The sequence below is a fragment of the Bradyrhizobium sp. USDA 372 genome (assembly GCF_053629095.1).
This window is the reverse complement of record NZ_JBRJHR010000001.1, coordinates 1,773,169-1,788,325: the sequence shown is the minus strand read 5'-3', so window position 1 is coordinate 1,788,325 and position 15,157 is coordinate 1,773,169. Positions and strand designations below refer to the sequence as shown.

Sequence of the window (15,157 nt, the reverse complement as noted above, 5' to 3'; positions counted from 1 at the left end):
AATCGCTCTTTTGCAGAAGACATTTGCACGACACCCGGGGCGGATGCCCCGGTTGCCCTCGCAGTATGCGAATGCTGCCACCATTACCCTGATGGCCTTGTAGGCGCCCTGCACCGACCGCGATGCCGGCCCGGTGACCGCATCAGTATCTAGCGCGCACGAAGAGGCCGGCCCTCGCTGCTGGCCATCCACCAAAGCATTTCAGATCAGACCAGCCGGCTGCGATCACCAGCAGCTCGAATGCCGGCCTGCGCCAGAAAGTAACCGTCGCATGTTTCAAGATCATCACGTTTTGCCGAAGAAATTTGCAGATCATCCGGTCATCCGGCTCTTGGGAAAACGATTTAACATCGATGGAGTTCGAAATCTGGTGACGTTGCCGTCCAGACAGCCTCTGGCGACGGAGCTTGGTTCGAGCCCGCATACGGGGGGACATCTCGGAACGTACCACGACGGTTTTTTTGAGCGTCTTGAAAATCTCAAGGTGTCTCCAAAGTTCGACCTTGCTGATGCGGGCGATGAGCGCGCGCTGGACGAGATAGCTTCCGAAGTGAACGCGCTTGTAGCCGCTGCCAAGTACGCGGTAGCAAACGGTCATCTGCTCCCCAATACTCCAGAGGGACTAACGACCGAGGAAGGAAATGGTAAGAACCGTGAATGGTTCCAAAACCGCGGGACATACGCGGCGGACCACGCAGAGCAAATCCGGCAGATGCAGGAAACCGTCGACCAGTTGCGCGATGCCGGTCAGCGAGATGCGGCCTTGGCTTTTCCGCTTTTGTCGCCGACGAGTGGTCTCAGCATGGCAGAGAGGAACGAAATATTAAGACGCTCTGGCAAAGGCACCATCTCGCTGCATTTCACGGGCGTCGACCCTATCCCGGATGCGCCGGGGCTCGTCCCCTCTCTGATCGACACTCGCCTGCGAGGCTTATCTCCACCCGATCGTCCCGACCTAAACGAGAACGAGGGATTCACGCCGAGCGATCCACGCTTCAGGAGCGTGCTGCCAGCCTTTCCATCGCTAAGTCCCGAGGAACAACGGCTCGGTGAGTTGCCTCCGACAACGGCCGCGCCATCGGACCCGCTGGTGCTCCTATCCGACCCGCACTCCGGAATGGCGAATCCATATTACGACAATCCATTAGCGGGCGGCACACCTGTGGTGCGCAATGCACTTCCTTGGATGGCCGGAGGGGCCGCCGTCGGCTTGGCGGCTCCCTCTCTCCTCCCCTGGCTGCTCGGCATCGGAGGCATTTTGGCGGTTACGCGCGCTGCCAATGCGCAGGAAGGTTCCGGCGCGACGATGGGGGCTTCTACTCCTCGCGGAGGAGTGTTCTCGACAGGAGCGCCTGCGCACACCACATCGAACAATGGACTGAGCGTTGACAACGCGGCCAGCACCAGGGGCGTTTTGGCATCAACCTTCAGGCCGCAGCTGAGCGGAGCTTCCTCGTTAGATCCCGAGGCGCCCGCTGGCACTCTTGCCGATCGCTTCGGGGAGTGGGTCGCTGCCCCGGCTGGCACCATGCCCGCGAAAGATCCCCCAGCCGTGCCCACATCTACCGCAGCATCAGTCGCGCCCGAAGACGTTCGCCGTCTCGCCCGTGTCAATGAGACGAACGCGGCCAACGTGTTCACATCGGGCAGTGCGCCAGTCCCGTATCTGCCGCCTACCGAATTCGACGAGCGGTTTGGTAGTTGGACCGTCCCGGCCACTCGCGGCCAGCAGCCTCAACCGAGCAAGCCGATCGGCGTGTTTGCGGACGAGCCGAGCTATCTCATTCCTCCACCGATCTTCGGAGTGAACGGCCCTGTCAATCCGCACAATGACAGCGAGGAATGGTTCTCGCGCTGGATACGGCCTTTGCTTCCGCCGGAATGACCTTTGCGGCGGAGCGAGCGTCGTTTGACACGTCGGGCAAAACACTGGCAGAATGGCATCATCGAAGAATTCGGAACAAGCCCGCGGCCTGCCGCGGGCTTGTTTGTTCTGGCGGCGCATGAGACGTTTTTACCCGCCACCCGGCCCGAACCACCGCGTCAGCGCTTCCGCAAGTCCGCAACTGCTCTCGTCGCCCACCCAGGCCACATGGCCATCGGGCCGCACCAGCACCGCGCCCGGCGCGGGGACCGCTCCGATGGCCGGAAGCTGCAAGGGGCCGTCGTAATCGGCATCGACGATCGCAAGGCGATCCGCCCAGGGCGTAATGTCGATGTCGCCCGGCTTGCCGAAATTGAGCAGCACGCCGCGCGCGCCGTGCAGCAGCGTGAACAGCGCGATTGTCTGGCCGTCGACTCTGATGTCGAGATCGGGCATGCGGCGGCCGAGCAGCGCGTGGCCTTCGCCGAGATCGTAAGCAATGTCGAGCCCGCTCATCATCGCGCCAAGGCGCTGTCGCGGCTCGTCCATGGCGAGCAGCTCGGCGATCACCTCGCGCGCGGCCTTGCGGCCGTCGTCGCCGCGGCGGAGCAGGGCGATCTGCGCCACGGTGTTCTTCAGCACGCGCGCGGCCACGGGATGGCGCTCGCTGTGATAGGTGTCGAGCAGGCTCTCGGGCGAGATGCCACCCACTACCTGCGCCAGCTTCCAGCCGAGATTGACCGCGTCCTGCACACCGATGTTGAGGCCCTGGCCGCCGACGGAATGATGAATGTGCGCGGCATCGCCGGCGAGCAGCACGCGGCCCCTGCGATAGGAGGCCGCCTGCCGCGCCGCGTCGGTGAAGCGGGAGATCCAGGCAGGATTGTTGACGCCGAAGTCGGTGCCGTAGACGGCGTTCAGCGCCTTGCTGAGATCGCTTAAAGAGGGCTCGCCGTCGTGCGCGAGATCAGCCTCCGTCAGCACGACCAGCACGCGCCCGCTTCCGGTCTTGCTGAGGCCGTGGAAGCCGAGCGCGTCGTGACGCAGGCCGAATTGGGGCTCTTCGCGCATCTCGACCTCGGCCATGAGGTTGCTGAGCGAAGGTTCAGAGCCGGGGAAGTCGATGCCGGCGCTCTTGCGCACCAGGCTGCGGCCGCCGTCGCAGCCGACGAGATAAAGCGCGCGCAAGCGCTCGCCGCTGGACAGGGTGACCTCGACGCCGGTCGCGTCTTCCGCAAAGCCGGTCACCTCGCGGCTGCGATAGATCGGCACCGCGAGCTCGGCCACCCATTCGGCCAGGAGGCGCTCGATGTGGTTCTGCCGCAGTGCGAGCCCGTAGGGATGGCGGGTGGGGAGATCGCCGATGTCGAGCCTGGTCCAGGCGAAGCCGGCGAGCTGGGTGATCTGCCCTTCGCGCAGGAAGCGACCCGCGATGCCGCGCTGATCGAGGATCTCGATGCTGCGCGCGTGCAGCCCGCCGGCGCGCGTCTCGACGATGTCCTGGCTCGCGCGCCGCTCGACGATGGCGACGTCGATTTGCGCCAGCGCGAGCTCGGCGGCCAGCATCAGGCCGGTCGGGCCGGCGCCGGCGATGATGACCGCATGGCCGGCGGCTGCGCGTTCCGCGCTGGTTCGGTTGCGCGACCGGGACGTCGGAAGCAGGAAAGGCATGTCGTGACCCCTCGACTGGTTGTTCGGGTCGAGGGGTCTTACGCGATCATCGGGGGCTTGAAGCAAGCCCCTTGCGCACCACATATTGAGCTGGGAGGAGGGGCTTTCCGTTTTGCGCGCTGTCGATTGACGCGTCGGGCAAAACACCTTCGTAAATGGCATCATCGAGATGCGCGCCGCTGGTCAGGCGGCTCAATCGTCCTTCGACATATCGCCGGGTTTGGTGGGGAGATCCATGGTGCCGCCCTCGCCATGTGCGAGATCGCGATCGTCGTCCGCCGTCTCGCCGGCGTCTTCGACGATCGCTTGCTGCGTGGCGTGCTCCTTGTCGATGCGCGGCTTTGAGGGCGGACGATTTTGCGCCGTCTTGCTTGGCGATGTGCCGGGTGAGTTCGTCTTGGTGGTCATGGCCGGTCGCTCCTGATTGTCCAACGCGGCTTGCGCGAATTCGTTCGTTTGACACGTCGGGCAAAACACTGGCAGAATGGCATCATCGAAACGAGTTTGAGTTGGCCCGCGCGGGAAGCAATCTGCAGCGGGCATTTTCATTTTCGCTTCGCGTGACGACAATCGCGCGCAACACAGGGTTTGACACGTCGGGCAAAACACCGGCAGAATGACATCATCGAAACGAGTTTGGTTCACCCGCGCGGGACGACATCCGCCGCGGGTTTTTTCGTCTCGGTTTCGAGATCGGACGGCGGCGGCGCATTACGGCCACGCACTCGCTTGGATAACGCGTTAGGGAGCGCCGATCGGCGCGCCGTCGTCCGAACCATTGCTGGCCGTGCACGCGCGAACGTGCCGGCCCGCGGCGCCGGGCGCGGTTAGCCCCGCGCCGCTGCGGTCTCCGGGACCGGAGATAGGGTTCGCGCCCGAAACGATCGCGCCTCATCGCGCGATCTGCCGCGCATATTGTTTTCGAGGAGAGACGATGACCGCCTATCTGATATCGCTGGCCCTCGGGGGTCTCGTTGCCATCGTGCTGTGGGAGACGTTCTCGTGAGCGAAGAGATCGAATGCGAGCTTGAGCGTGTACCCGTCCGCTTGCCCACGCGAGGGAAGACGTCGAGGGCGCGCACGCTGACCGAGATCCGCTCGCTTGCGCGCAGCCACACCAGAACGGCCATCAGGGTACTCGTCGGCATCATGCGCAGCGAGGACGCATCTCCGGCCGCCCGCGTCTCGGCCGCCAATGCGATCCTCGATCGCGGCTGGGGCAAGGTTGCCCAGCCGGTGGAGAGCGGCGAAGACGGCATGCTGGAATTGATCCATCGGATCGAACGCATCATCGTGCATCCGCCGAGTTCGAGTGGCGGTGATGCCGTCACGACGCTCGAGATGACGGAGATCCCGATCTGCAATCGCGCCTCGATTGCCCGTTGACCCGTCGGGCAAAACACTGGCAGAATGGCATCATCGACAGAAGTTGGTGTTGCCCGCGCGGATGCAATCCGGCGCGGGCTTTGCGTTTGATGCCTTCGACTAATTCCTGGTCTGCTTGCCAGCCCGGCGCTGCACGGCATAGGCGCGCTGCACTTGGTCGCTGCAATAGGACAGCTTTCGGCCGTCGCCGGTGAAGTGCCCGTTGTAGATGATCCAGAGGATGACGGTTTTGTCGTCGGTCTTCTTGAACATCAGATTCTCGCGATCCGGGGTGGTGGCCTTGTCTTGCACGCTGAAAGCCTCCGAGCCCGAAGCAGGCTGCATCGTGCACGTCGCTCCGATTCTAACGGTGTCGGGCAGCTGAATTCGTGTGTTTTCGATCTTGCAGATGTTGGAGGCCGTCGTAATCGATTTGCCGGCGAACGCAACGATGGTGTCGTTGAACTTCGCGCAGCGCTCCTCGAAATCGGCGCCTGCCGCTGCGTAGACGCCGTCCCGCGGATGGGCTTCCTTGAGGGCTCGCTCCTGGTCGGCCTTCTGTTTTGCTTCCACCTTGGCTCTCAGTGTGGCCTCGGCGAGCGCGCGCTGTGTCGCCAGAGGGCAGTAGGCCGCACGCCAGGGTGGATCCTTGAGCTTTCCATTCAAGCTCTTCTGAACGGAGATTGTCGCATCATCGATCCGCTTGACGAACATGACTTCGTTGAATTGCCTGTTCTCCCAATTGGGATCGCGAAGGTTGAGGTTCTGCGCCAGATTGTAGTCGTCACAGACCATTCCAACCTTCAGCGAGCCTGGCGCGAGATCGATGACTTTTTTGACTTTGCAGCCCCATTCGTAACCGCTGACCGATTTCTCGCCAAGATCGATGGTAAGATTGCCGCTTTCATCGCAAGACGACTGGAAATTCTTGCCGAGCTCCGCATAGACGCCGGACTTCGGGCGCCATTTGTCGGCGGTCGTCGGAGATGCTTCTTGAGCAACAGCCGACAGATCGGTTGCCGACGTCAGAAGAACGATGATCGCCACGAACGACGCGCCACGTCTTATCTCATCAGGACCCACGAATTGCTCCTGCGCTTGGGATGTCGAGCCGTTCGCCGACATGTTGCAGCTTTGCGTTCAGAATAGTGGAACAGCCACAAGTTGAGCAAGAGGGCTCGATCGTGCGGGGTATCGCGCTTCGGTCTTAAGACTATGCTTCGAAACATTGGAGAGTGGAATGTCTTGGCATGATGCCTTGCGGCGAATGTTACCCCCAATTGCGGGTTTCGAGCCCCACACAACAAGTCCATATAATGCGATACGGGACCGTGGCACTTCACCCCATCAGGGCCCTACAGCGGCGTCAATTCTCCCCGTCCATCCGCTATCGAAGACCATTTCAGGAGGCTCCTTGGACTTTGGCCGCCTTTCTCGGAGCACGACGCCTCTCCCGACTTGACCCGAACCCAACAAGGCCAATCCGACACCTTCGACAACGAAGACTGGTCCGCGATGTGGCGCAGGCGCACTGGCCTGCCCTAGGGCGAGCGAGCGCATCGAGTGTCCATCCTGAAAATTCCGACCGCCAAGATCTTCGAGCCGCTGCTGAAGCCTGCGCGCTACAAGGGTGTCTATGGTGGACGCGGCTCGGGCAAATCGCACTTCTTCGGCGAGCTCCTGGTCGAGACCTGTCAGGCCGAGCGCGGCACGCTCGCGGTCTGCATTCGCGAGGCGCAGCGCACGCTGGCGCAATCGTCGAAGCGCTTGATCGAAGGCAAGATCGCGAGCCTTCGCCTCGGCCATGGCTTCAAGCTGTTCAGCGACAAGATCGAGACGCCCGGGGACGGGCTGATCATCTTCCGCGGACTCCAGGATCACACGGCCGACTCGATCAAATCCCTGGAAGGGTTTCGCATCGCCTGGATCGACGAGGCGCAATCCCTCAGCGCGCGCAGCCTCGCGCTGCTGCGGCCGACGATCCGCGCCAAGGATTCCGAGCTATGGGCGAGCTGGAATCCGCGACGCAAGAGCGATGCAATCGACGATTTTCTGCGTGGGCGACAGCCGGATGGTGCCGTGGTGGTGAAAGCCAATTGGCGCGACAATCCCTGGTTCCCTGATGTGCTCGAGGAGGAGCGATTGCTCGACCAGAAGCTTTATCCGGAGCGCTACGATCACATCTGGGAGGGCGAGTATGCCGGCGCCTTCGCGGGCGCTTATTTTGCCTCGCTGCTCTCGGAAGCGCGCGGGCAGGGTCGGATCGGGAAGGTTGCCGCGGATCCGCTGCTGCCGCTCCGTGCCTTCATCGACATCGGCGGCGCCGGCGCCGCGGCGGATGCCTTCACGATCTGGATCGTGCAATGGGTCGGCAGCGAGATGCGAGCCGATTTTCAGCACCTGCGGCGATGGCGAAAGAGCGTGGAGCAGGCCCAGACCTACACCTTTAAAGCGGTGATCACAGTCATTGCCACCGGTCTCATGGGTGCCGTCTGGCTTGGTGTCAAGGTCGTGCTGGGCAAATGAGCCTTCATGGCGGCGGTGACGTCGCTCCGCGCCCGATCATGATCTGCTGCCCAACGAGTCGCTCATGTACAGAATCCGTATCGTCGATGCGTCCGATGACGACGTTGCCGAGACCCTGGCCGATCTCCATCGGCTCACGTTCTTCGATGCTGCGGCGATGCCCACGTTCGACGTTGGCGCCTGGTGGCTGGCTTATCACCACGAGGACGCCGTTGCCTTCGCCGGGGTTGTTCCCTCGACGCACGTTCGAAACGGCGGCTATTTCTCCAGAGTTGGGGTGTTGCAACGGTATCGGGGACGCGGCCTTCAGCGCAGATTGATGGCTGTAGTCGAAGCCAGGGGGCGGCGTATCGGATGGGACAGCATCGTCTCTGACACAACGGACAACCCGGTATCGGCGAACAACTTCATCCAGGCGGGCTATCGGCTGTTCGAGCCCGAGACCCCTTGGGCCTGGACGCATTCGCTCTATTGGCGGAAGTTTCTGCACTGAGCATTTGCCACCGCACGGAACGCGCCGTTTATCGGTCGAACGGCGAGCGCGTGTCGGGAAGGTCCGAGGACCCGGCAGCCTGGGGCTGCCGGGTCCTTTTTGCGTATTGAAGCGATGCCGGCGTGGCACTTGCGAAGTCGGTGGCGCCGGGCTTTAAGTTTGCTCTTGCAGGAAATTCGGCGGTCATAAGCCGATGTAAGGGAGAGCGCGATCGATGCCCACCAAGCCTCAATTGCCGGTACGTGCCTCGCAAGGGACGGGAGGCCCGACCGCGCTCGATGGTCTATTAGTCGTCGATTTCACACGCGTGGTGGCCGGTCCGGCCTGCACCCAGACGCTCGCCGATTACGGTGCGCACGTCATCAAGATCGAGAATCCCGATGGCGGCGACGACACGCGTGCCTATGAGCACGCGGAGATTGGAGGCGAGAGCGCCGCCTTTCTCAGCCTGAACCGCAGCAAGCGCGGCATCGCACTCGATCTTGCCGTGCCGGAGGCGCGCGAGATCGCGCTGGATCTGATCCGCAAGGCAGATGTGGTCGTGGAGAATTTTTCGAGCGGGGTCATGAAGAAATTCGGGCTCGACTATGAGTCGGTCGCGCCGCTCAACCCGCGGCTGGTCTATTGCTCGATCTCCGCCTACGGACGCAGCGGGCCCTTTGCCTCGCGGCCGGGCTTCGATCCGATCACGCAGGCGGAAAGCGGCTTCATGTCGCTCAACGGATTTGCCGATGGCCCGGCGGTTCGCACCGGCCCGCCCATCGTCGACATGGCGACGGGGATGTCTGCCTGCAATGCTATCCTGCTGGCGCTGCTGGCGCGGGAGCGGCTCGGTCGTGGCCAACGTGTCGAAGTCGCCCTGTTCGATGTCGCGATGGGGATGACCGGATTTTATGGCATGGCCTACCTCATCAACGGCGAAAATCCCGGCCGGTTTGGCAATTCACCGAGCGGGTCTCCCACCGTCGGCGTCTACGAAGCTTCTGACGGACCACTCTACATGGCCTGCGCCAACGATCGGCTCTACCGTCGGCTCGTGGTCGAGGTGCTGAATCGGCCCGATCTCATCACCGATCCGCAGTTTGCGACGCGCAAAGCCCGTTCGGAGAACAAGGAACGCCTGCGGGCAGCCATTGCCGAAGTCTTCGCCAGCGATACGCTCGAAAACTGGATGGCGAAGATGAAGCTGGCCAATATCCCGGTCGGCTATCTCCGGACGGTCGAGGAGGGCTTCAACGCCCCCGAGGCTCGAGAGCGTCATCGCGTGAACCGGATCCCGCACCCGACAGCGGAATGGGTGCCCAACATCGAGCCGCCGATCACAATGAGTTTGACGGGCGCGGTCGATCCCGTCGCGGCACCTCTGTTGGGTCAACATACGATGCAGGTCCTGCAGGATACGCTCGGCTACGACGAGCGTCGGATCGCGGATTTTGCCGAAAAGGGCGCCTTTGGCGCGGTCAAGCCTCCGAAGTCGACTTGAGGCACTGGCTCGGCTTGATTTGGCAAAGGTACCGCCGCATAAATGTGTGAAAGCGAGGGACACGAATGGCGCCTGGCCAGGAGCCGAGCATGACGCAGCCCGCAGGCCTGCAAGCCGGCGGAGAGGTCTATGCGTCAATGATCGCGAAGGCTCGGGCGCTCCTGCCGCAATTGCGTGAGCGAGCGGCGCGGACCGAGGAGCTGCGGCATCTTCCTCCGGAAACCGAAAAGGATCTCCACGACGCTGGCCTGTTCCGGATGCTCCAGCCGGCCCGGATTGGCGGTGCTGAGCTCGACTATGTCGCTCTGGTCGATTGCGCCGAGCTGCTCGGGCAGGCGGATGCGTCGGTCGCCTGGAATCTCGCCAACCTGGCAAGCCATCACTGGATGCTCGGCATGTTCGAGCAAAGGGCGCAGGATCTGGTCTGGGGCCGCAATCCGGATACTTTGATCGCATCCTCGTTCATCTTTCCCGCCGGACGCGCGACGCGGGTCAAAGGCGGATACCAGTTGCACGGTAGCTGGCCATTCTCCTCGGGCGTTGCCTCCTGCGACTGGAATATGCTTGCGAGCGTGGTCTATTCCGACGACGATGCCGACGGCATCGAGTATCGAATCTTTCTGCTACCGAGCGGCGATTACAAGGTGCTGGACACCTGGAACGTCGCCGGACTGCGCGGGACAGGATCTTGCGACGTCGAGGTCAGGGATACCTTCGTGGCTGACCATATGACGGTCGCCGTAGGGGACCTCTCAGGTGGCCCGACGCCGGGAAGCGCGGTCAATCCGAATCCGCTGTATGCGCTGCCGGTCTTCTCACTGTTTCCTTACGTCCTCTCCGGTGTCGCGCTGGGGAATGCACAGGCGTGCCTCGACGATTACACGGAGGTCGCGCGTCATCGCGTTTCGACCTACAACCGCGCCAAGCTGAGCGATTTTCAAAGCACGCAGATCAAGATCGCCGAGGCTTCTGCCAAGATCGACGCCGCGCGCCTGATCATGCGGTCGGCCTGCCTTGATGCCATGGAGGATGCACGGGGCGGCCAAATACCTGACATGGCGACCAAGACCAGATATCGCCGTGACGGATCCTTTTCCGTGAATTTGTGCACGGACGCGGTCTCGATGCTGTTTGCCGCCAGCGGCGCGCGTGGTCTGTTCACGAGCGGCGTGTTACAGCGGCAGTTCCGCGATGCTCACGCGATCAACTCACATCTCGCATTCAACTTCGATGCGGCCGGAACCAACTACGGACGGGTGGCGCTCGGCCTGCCCTCCGAGAATCTCACGCTGTGAGGCCGGCCGATGAATGATCTGCCGAAGCATCCCCGCGCTCCAGATCCCGCCAACGAGTTCGCGAGCGACAGCTCGCAGATCGATCCTCGCGACTTTCGCAACGCGCTCGGAACCTACGCAACAGGCGTGACGATCATCACGGCGGCGGCGCCTGACGGCAAGCCGTACGGGTTGACCTGCAATTCGTTCGCCTCGGTCTCGCTGAATCCGCCGCTGATTCTGTGGAGCCTCGTCGTCTATTCCTCCAGCCTGACCATCTTCCAGAACGCCAGCCATTTCAGCGTCAACGTTCTCGGCGCTTCGCAACAGGCGCTTGCGAACAAATTCGCAAAATCGTCGGACGACAAGTTCACCGGCGTCGACTGGACCCCCGGCCTCGGCAACGCGCCAGTGCTCGCCGAGAGCGTCGCCAACTTTCAATGCCGCTCCGTGAATCGCTATTACGGCGGTGACCACGTGATCTTTCTCGGCGCGGTCGAGGCATACACCTACAATGCGAAGGAGCCGCTGCTCTTTGCGCGAGGGGCATTCGGCCGCTTCATGGCCGACGATAAGAAGAACGTGCCGTAACGCCCCCTAGACAGATTTGCGCTCTGCCGCCGAAAGCTTGTAGATCTCCAGCGCGTCCGCGTCGGCACCTCGCGCGGCCTTCGCCAGCCTGAAAAGCTGTCCGGCAAGCGCGGCCATCGGTACCGGCGTCGATGTCGCCTGTGCAACATCGGCCACCGTATCAAGGTCCTTGAGCATCGTGGCGATGTGGCCGAGCGGCGGGGTGTGAATGCCCTTGACCATCCGCGGCACGAACAGCTGGAGCGGGATGGAATCCGCAAAGCCGCCGGCGAGCGCCTCGGGCAATCGGTTGGCGTCAATTCCGGCGTTCACGGCAAGGCGTGTTGCTTCCGCGAGCACGGCCATTGCGCATCCGACGATCACCTGGTTGCACAGCTTTGTGGTCTGGCCGGCGCCGAGCGGGCCCATGTGCGTGAACCTGCGCGCCATGGCCATCATATAGGGGCGCACCCTCTCGATGTCGCCCGCTTCTCCGCCCGCCATGATGGCGAGCGTGCCTTCCTCGGCGCCCTTCGTGCCCCCGGACACCGGCGCATCGATCCAGCCCGCACCGTTCGCGTCCTTCAATCGCGTTGCGAGGTCGCGCGCCGCGTCCGGATGGATTGACGAGAAGTCGACCACAAGCTTGCCCGCGCCAGGGGCTGCTGCCAGACCTTCGGGCCCGAAGATCACCTCCTCGACCGCCGCCGCATCCGTCACGCACATGAAAACGATATCCGAGCTCGCCAGGAGATCTCGGGGCGTGACCGCACGCTTGGCGCCGGACTCGACGAGCGGCGCCACCTTGCCCTCCGAGCGGTTCCAGACAGCGACCGGATAGCCGGCCTCCAGCAGGCGTCGGGTCATCGGCGTTCCCATGAGTCCCAGGCCGAGATAGCCGAGCTTCTCGATGCCTTGCGGGTTTGCCTTGCTGTCGTCAGCCATAGGTTGCTCCTTCTGTCGCAATGGGACGCCGCCTTACCATACATTGCGCATCGGACGGCAAAACCGCCCAGCTCGCATGGCTTGCCTGATTGTTTGAACCATGAAACATTTGAGGCGGTCGGGTTGGGGGCGCCGGTCGGCGCCGGAGCAGCGGAGTGGCACGATGCGAACCGTTTCGAGGTGGATCCTGGCTTTGGGAGCGGCAGCAGCCGTGAGCGCGGGCGCAAGCCCATCATGGGGGCAGCAGACGATCCGCGTCGGCTGGACCATCCCCGCGGAGGAGTCCAAGTACTGGATGATGCGCAGGCCGGCCGAATTTCCCAATCTCGGCAAGACCTACAACATCGAATGGACCCAATTCCAGGGCACCGCGCCGATGACGCAGGCTTTGGCAGCCGGTGCACTGGACTGCGCGACCCAGGCGCCGCTCTCGCTCTCCAACGGTGTCGTCGGCGGCAATCTCAAGGCTTACATCGTGGCGCAACACGTTTTCGAAATGCCCGGCGGTTTTTCGGTCTATTGGGCCGTCATGGATGACTCGCCGATCAAGACGATCGCGGATCTCAAGGGCAAGACGGTCGGCATTTCCGTGATCGGTGGCGGCACGCAAGGACCGTTCAACCTGCTCTTGAAGCAGAATGGCATCGATCCGGCCAAGGACATCAAGCTGGTCGAGGTCGGCTTTGCCGTCTCCGAGGACGCGCTGCGCCAAGGCCGCGTCGACGCGGTCAACATGAACCAGCCGTTTGCTGCGCGCGCGGAGGCAAAGGGCGGCACAAGGAAGCTGTTCTCGCTCTCCCAGGCCATGCCGAACATCGTGCACATCCTGGAAGCCTGCCGTGCCGATTTCGTCGACAAGAACCCCGAGCTGGTCAAGGCCTATGTTCGAGATATTACCTCGGGCATGAAGAAGGCACTGGCGAACCGCGAGGAGACTCTCAAGGTCGTCAATGAAGTGCTGAAAGCCCCCATCCCGGTGCTCGAGACCTACCTGCTCAAGGACAATGATTTCGGCCGTGATCCGGGCGCGGCGCCGAACTTCCCGGCGATCCAGAAGATGCTGGATATCTATGCAGAGACCGGAATGCTGCCGAAGCTGGATGTTGCACAGTTCAAGCATCCGTCGATCGTCGCGCCGCTGCAATAGAAGCGGGGCGAACTACTGAACGTAACATCGTGGCGTTCCGGATCATCCGGGACGTTGCATGAAGAAGATGCACATATGAAGAAGTTGCGATCACGGGTCACCACGGATGGGCTCGACCGCGCGCCGCATCGTGCATTCATGCGCGCCATGGGGCTCGACGACGCCGCGATTGCGAAGCCGATGGTGGGCATCGTCAGCATGAAGGGTGAGCAGACGCCCTGCAACATGACCCATGACTTCCAGGTAGCTGCAGCCAAGACTGGAATCGAGGAGGCCGGCGGTACACCGCGTGAGTTCTCGACCGTTTCGGTGTCCGACGGCATCAGCATGAATCATGAGGGGATGAAGTTCTCCCTGTTCTCGCGGGAGCTGATCGCCGATTCGATCGAAGCCGTGGTCCATGGGCTGGCCTACGATGCGCTGATCGGATACGGCGGATGCGACAAGACGCTTCCTGGCGTGATGATGGGCATGGTCCGCTGCAACGTGCCCTCAATTTTCATCTATGGCGGCAGCTCGCTGCCGGGCCGCGTAGATGGACGTACGCTGACGGTGCTCGATTCCTATGAGGCGGTCGGCAGCTTCATGACCGGCGAAATCGACGGCGCCACCCTCGAGCGGATCGAGCGCGCGTGTCTGCCCACGATCGGTGCGTGCGCCGGCCAATTCACCGCGAACACCATGGGCATGGTATCGGAGGCGATGGGGCTGACCATTCCCAACGTCTCCATGGTGCCCGGCGTCTATGCCGAGCGCGCGCAGATTTCGCGACGCGCCGGCCGACTGATCATGGAGATGCTGGACCGTGGCGGGCCGCTGCCGCGCGACATCGTGACGCGGAAATCCCTGGAGAACGGAGCGGCGATCGTGGCGGCGACGGGCGGCTCTACCAACGCCGCGCTGCACCTGCCGGCGATCGCGAACGAGGCCGGAATTGCATTCAGCATCGATGATGTGGGTGAGGTCTTTGCCAGGACGCCGTTGATCGGCAATCTGCGCCCCGGAGGTAAGTATACGGCGAAGGATGTCTACGATATCGGCGGCGCTGCGGTCATCATTCGCGAGCTGATCCAGAGCGGTCATATCGATGGCGGCTGCTTGTCCATCACCGGCCGCACACTTGCCGAAGAGTACGGTGCGGCCAACGCGCCCGACGGAGAGGTGGTGTACGCATCTCGCGCACCGATCATGCCTGACGGCGGCGTCGCGGTGCTGAAGGGTAACCTCTGTCCCGATGGGGCGGTGATCAAGGTCGCGGGCTTGAAGAGCCAGTTCTTCGAAGGCGTGGCGCGTGTGTTCGAGGATGAAGAAGCCTGCGTCGCAGCTGTTCGCGACCGCAGCTACAAGGCCGGCGAGGTTCTCGTGATCCGCAATGAGGGGCCGGTCGGCGGACCCGGCATGCGCGAGATGCTCGGCGTCACCGCCCTGATCTACGGGCAAGGCATGGGTGAAAAAGTGGCGCTGATCACCGATGGCCGGTTCTCCGGTGCGACCCGCGGGATGTGCATCGGCTACGTGTCCCCCGAGGCATTTGTTGGCGGTCCGCTGGCGCTCGTCCGGAATGGTGACCGGATCCGGATTGATGCGGCAAATCGGCGGATGGATGTCCTGCTCGAGGAACAGGAGCTCGCCGCGCGGCGAGCCGATTGGAAGCCGCGCCCGCCACGGCACCGTGCAGGTGCGCTGGCAAAATATGCGCGGCTGGTCGGGCAGGCGCCGGGCGGAGCCGTGACGCATGAAGGCCCGGCAGAATGGCCGTGGTTCGAATGACGCACCGCACGGGTGTGAAAATGACAGCCTGTCTGGCAGGCTTCTTGCT

The 15,157-nt window shown here is 62.9% G+C and carries 13 protein-coding genes and 1 pseudogene; 9 read left to right on the top strand and 5 right to left on the bottom strand.

Annotation, left to right across the window (positions count from 1 at the left end; genetic code table 11):
- Positions 1 to 271: 271 nt before the first annotated feature.
- Positions 272 to 1,885, top strand: coding sequence for an AHH domain-containing protein (locus AB7M16_RS08700; RefSeq protein WP_453943667.1), 1,614 nt, complete (start codon positions 272 to 274; stop codon positions 1,883 to 1,885).
- A 129-nt stretch (positions 1,886 to 2,014) separates the two neighbouring features.
- On the opposite strand, the gene AB7M16_RS08695 is transcribed toward AB7M16_RS08700, so the two are convergent.
- The 3 genes from AB7M16_RS08695 to AB7M16_RS08685 are packed head-to-tail and all read right to left on the bottom strand — an operon-like array spanning position 2,015 to position 4,084.
- Positions 2,015 to 3,535 (bottom strand): FAD-dependent monooxygenase, encoded by a 1,521-nt coding sequence (locus AB7M16_RS08695; protein ID WP_453943666.1) that lies wholly within the window; start codon positions 3,533 to 3,535, stop codon positions 2,015 to 2,017.
- Positions 3,536 to 3,581: 46 nt separating this feature from the next.
- The gene (locus tag AB7M16_RS08690) at positions 3,582 to 3,731 is read right to left on the bottom strand and encodes a hypothetical protein (RefSeq protein WP_172785449.1); all 150 of its coding nucleotides are present in this window, start codon (positions 3,729 to 3,731) and stop codon (positions 3,582 to 3,584) included.
- Entirely contained in the window at positions 3,728 to 4,084 is a 357-nt protein-coding gene (locus AB7M16_RS08685) for a hypothetical protein (protein WP_246708808.1), read from the bottom strand. The genes AB7M16_RS08690 and AB7M16_RS08685 overlap by 4 nt, the downstream gene beginning before the upstream one ends.
- 498 nt (positions 4,085 to 4,582) lie before the next feature.
- On the opposite strand from AB7M16_RS08685, the gene AB7M16_RS08680 reads away from it, so the two are divergent.
- Complete coding sequence (locus AB7M16_RS08680; RefSeq protein WP_210268281.1) at positions 4,583 to 4,921, top strand: hypothetical protein; 339 nt, start codon at positions 4,583 to 4,585, stop codon at positions 4,919 to 4,921.
- Positions 4,922 to 5,020: 99 nt separating this feature from the next.
- On the opposite strand, the gene AB7M16_RS08675 is transcribed toward AB7M16_RS08680, so the two are convergent.
- Positions 5,021 to 5,947: a hypothetical protein gene (locus tag AB7M16_RS08675; RefSeq protein ID WP_453943665.1), complete on the bottom strand. Its 927-nt coding sequence runs from the start codon at positions 5,945 to 5,947 to the stop codon at positions 5,021 to 5,023.
- 516 nt (positions 5,948 to 6,463) lie between these two features.
- Between AB7M16_RS08675 and AB7M16_RS08670 the strand changes: the two are divergent.
- The 5 genes and pseudogenes from AB7M16_RS08670 to AB7M16_RS08650 form a co-directional block, all read left to right on the top strand.
- Positions 6,464 to 7,084, top strand: a pseudogene (locus AB7M16_RS08670) (PBSX family phage terminase large subunit); the annotation flags it as partial.
- Positions 7,085 to 7,490: 406 nt separating this feature from the next.
- On the top strand, positions 7,491 to 7,919 hold the full coding sequence (locus AB7M16_RS08665) for a GNAT family N-acetyltransferase (protein ID WP_212255412.1): 429 nt from the start codon (positions 7,491 to 7,493) through the stop codon (positions 7,917 to 7,919).
- Positions 7,920 to 8,133: 214 nt separating this feature from the next.
- Positions 8,134 to 9,402: a CaiB/BaiF CoA transferase family protein gene (locus AB7M16_RS08660; RefSeq protein WP_453943664.1), complete on the top strand. Its 1,269-nt coding sequence runs from the start codon at positions 8,134 to 8,136 to the stop codon at positions 9,400 to 9,402.
- A gap of 65 nt (positions 9,403 to 9,467) precedes the next feature.
- A complete protein-coding gene (locus AB7M16_RS08655; RefSeq protein ID WP_439366525.1) occupies positions 9,468 to 10,697 on the top strand; it encodes an acyl-CoA dehydrogenase family protein in 1,230 nt (409 codons plus the stop codon).
- A gap of 9 nt (positions 10,698 to 10,706) precedes the next feature.
- The gene (locus tag AB7M16_RS08650) at positions 10,707 to 11,267 is read left to right on the top strand and encodes a flavin reductase family protein (RefSeq protein ID WP_453943663.1); all 561 of its coding nucleotides are present in this window, start codon (positions 10,707 to 10,709) and stop codon (positions 11,265 to 11,267) included.
- Positions 11,268 to 11,273: 6 nt separating this feature from the next.
- On the opposite strand, the gene AB7M16_RS08645 is transcribed toward AB7M16_RS08650, so the two are convergent.
- Positions 11,274 to 12,191: an NAD(P)-dependent oxidoreductase gene (locus AB7M16_RS08645; RefSeq protein ID WP_453943662.1), complete on the bottom strand. Its 918-nt coding sequence runs from the start codon at positions 12,189 to 12,191 to the stop codon at positions 11,274 to 11,276.
- A gap of 163 nt (positions 12,192 to 12,354) precedes the next feature.
- Here AB7M16_RS08645 and AB7M16_RS08640 point away from each other — a divergent pair, with 163 nt between their 5' ends.
- Positions 12,355 to 13,338: an ABC transporter substrate-binding protein gene (locus tag AB7M16_RS08640; RefSeq protein ID WP_453943661.1), complete on the top strand. Its 984-nt coding sequence runs from the start codon at positions 12,355 to 12,357 to the stop codon at positions 13,336 to 13,338.
- 75 nt (positions 13,339 to 13,413) lie between these two features.
- Entirely contained in the window at positions 13,414 to 15,108 is a 1,695-nt protein-coding gene (ilvD, locus tag AB7M16_RS08635; protein WP_453943660.1) for a dihydroxy-acid dehydratase, read from the top strand.
- The last annotated feature ends 49 nt before the right edge of the window (positions 15,109 to 15,157 follow it).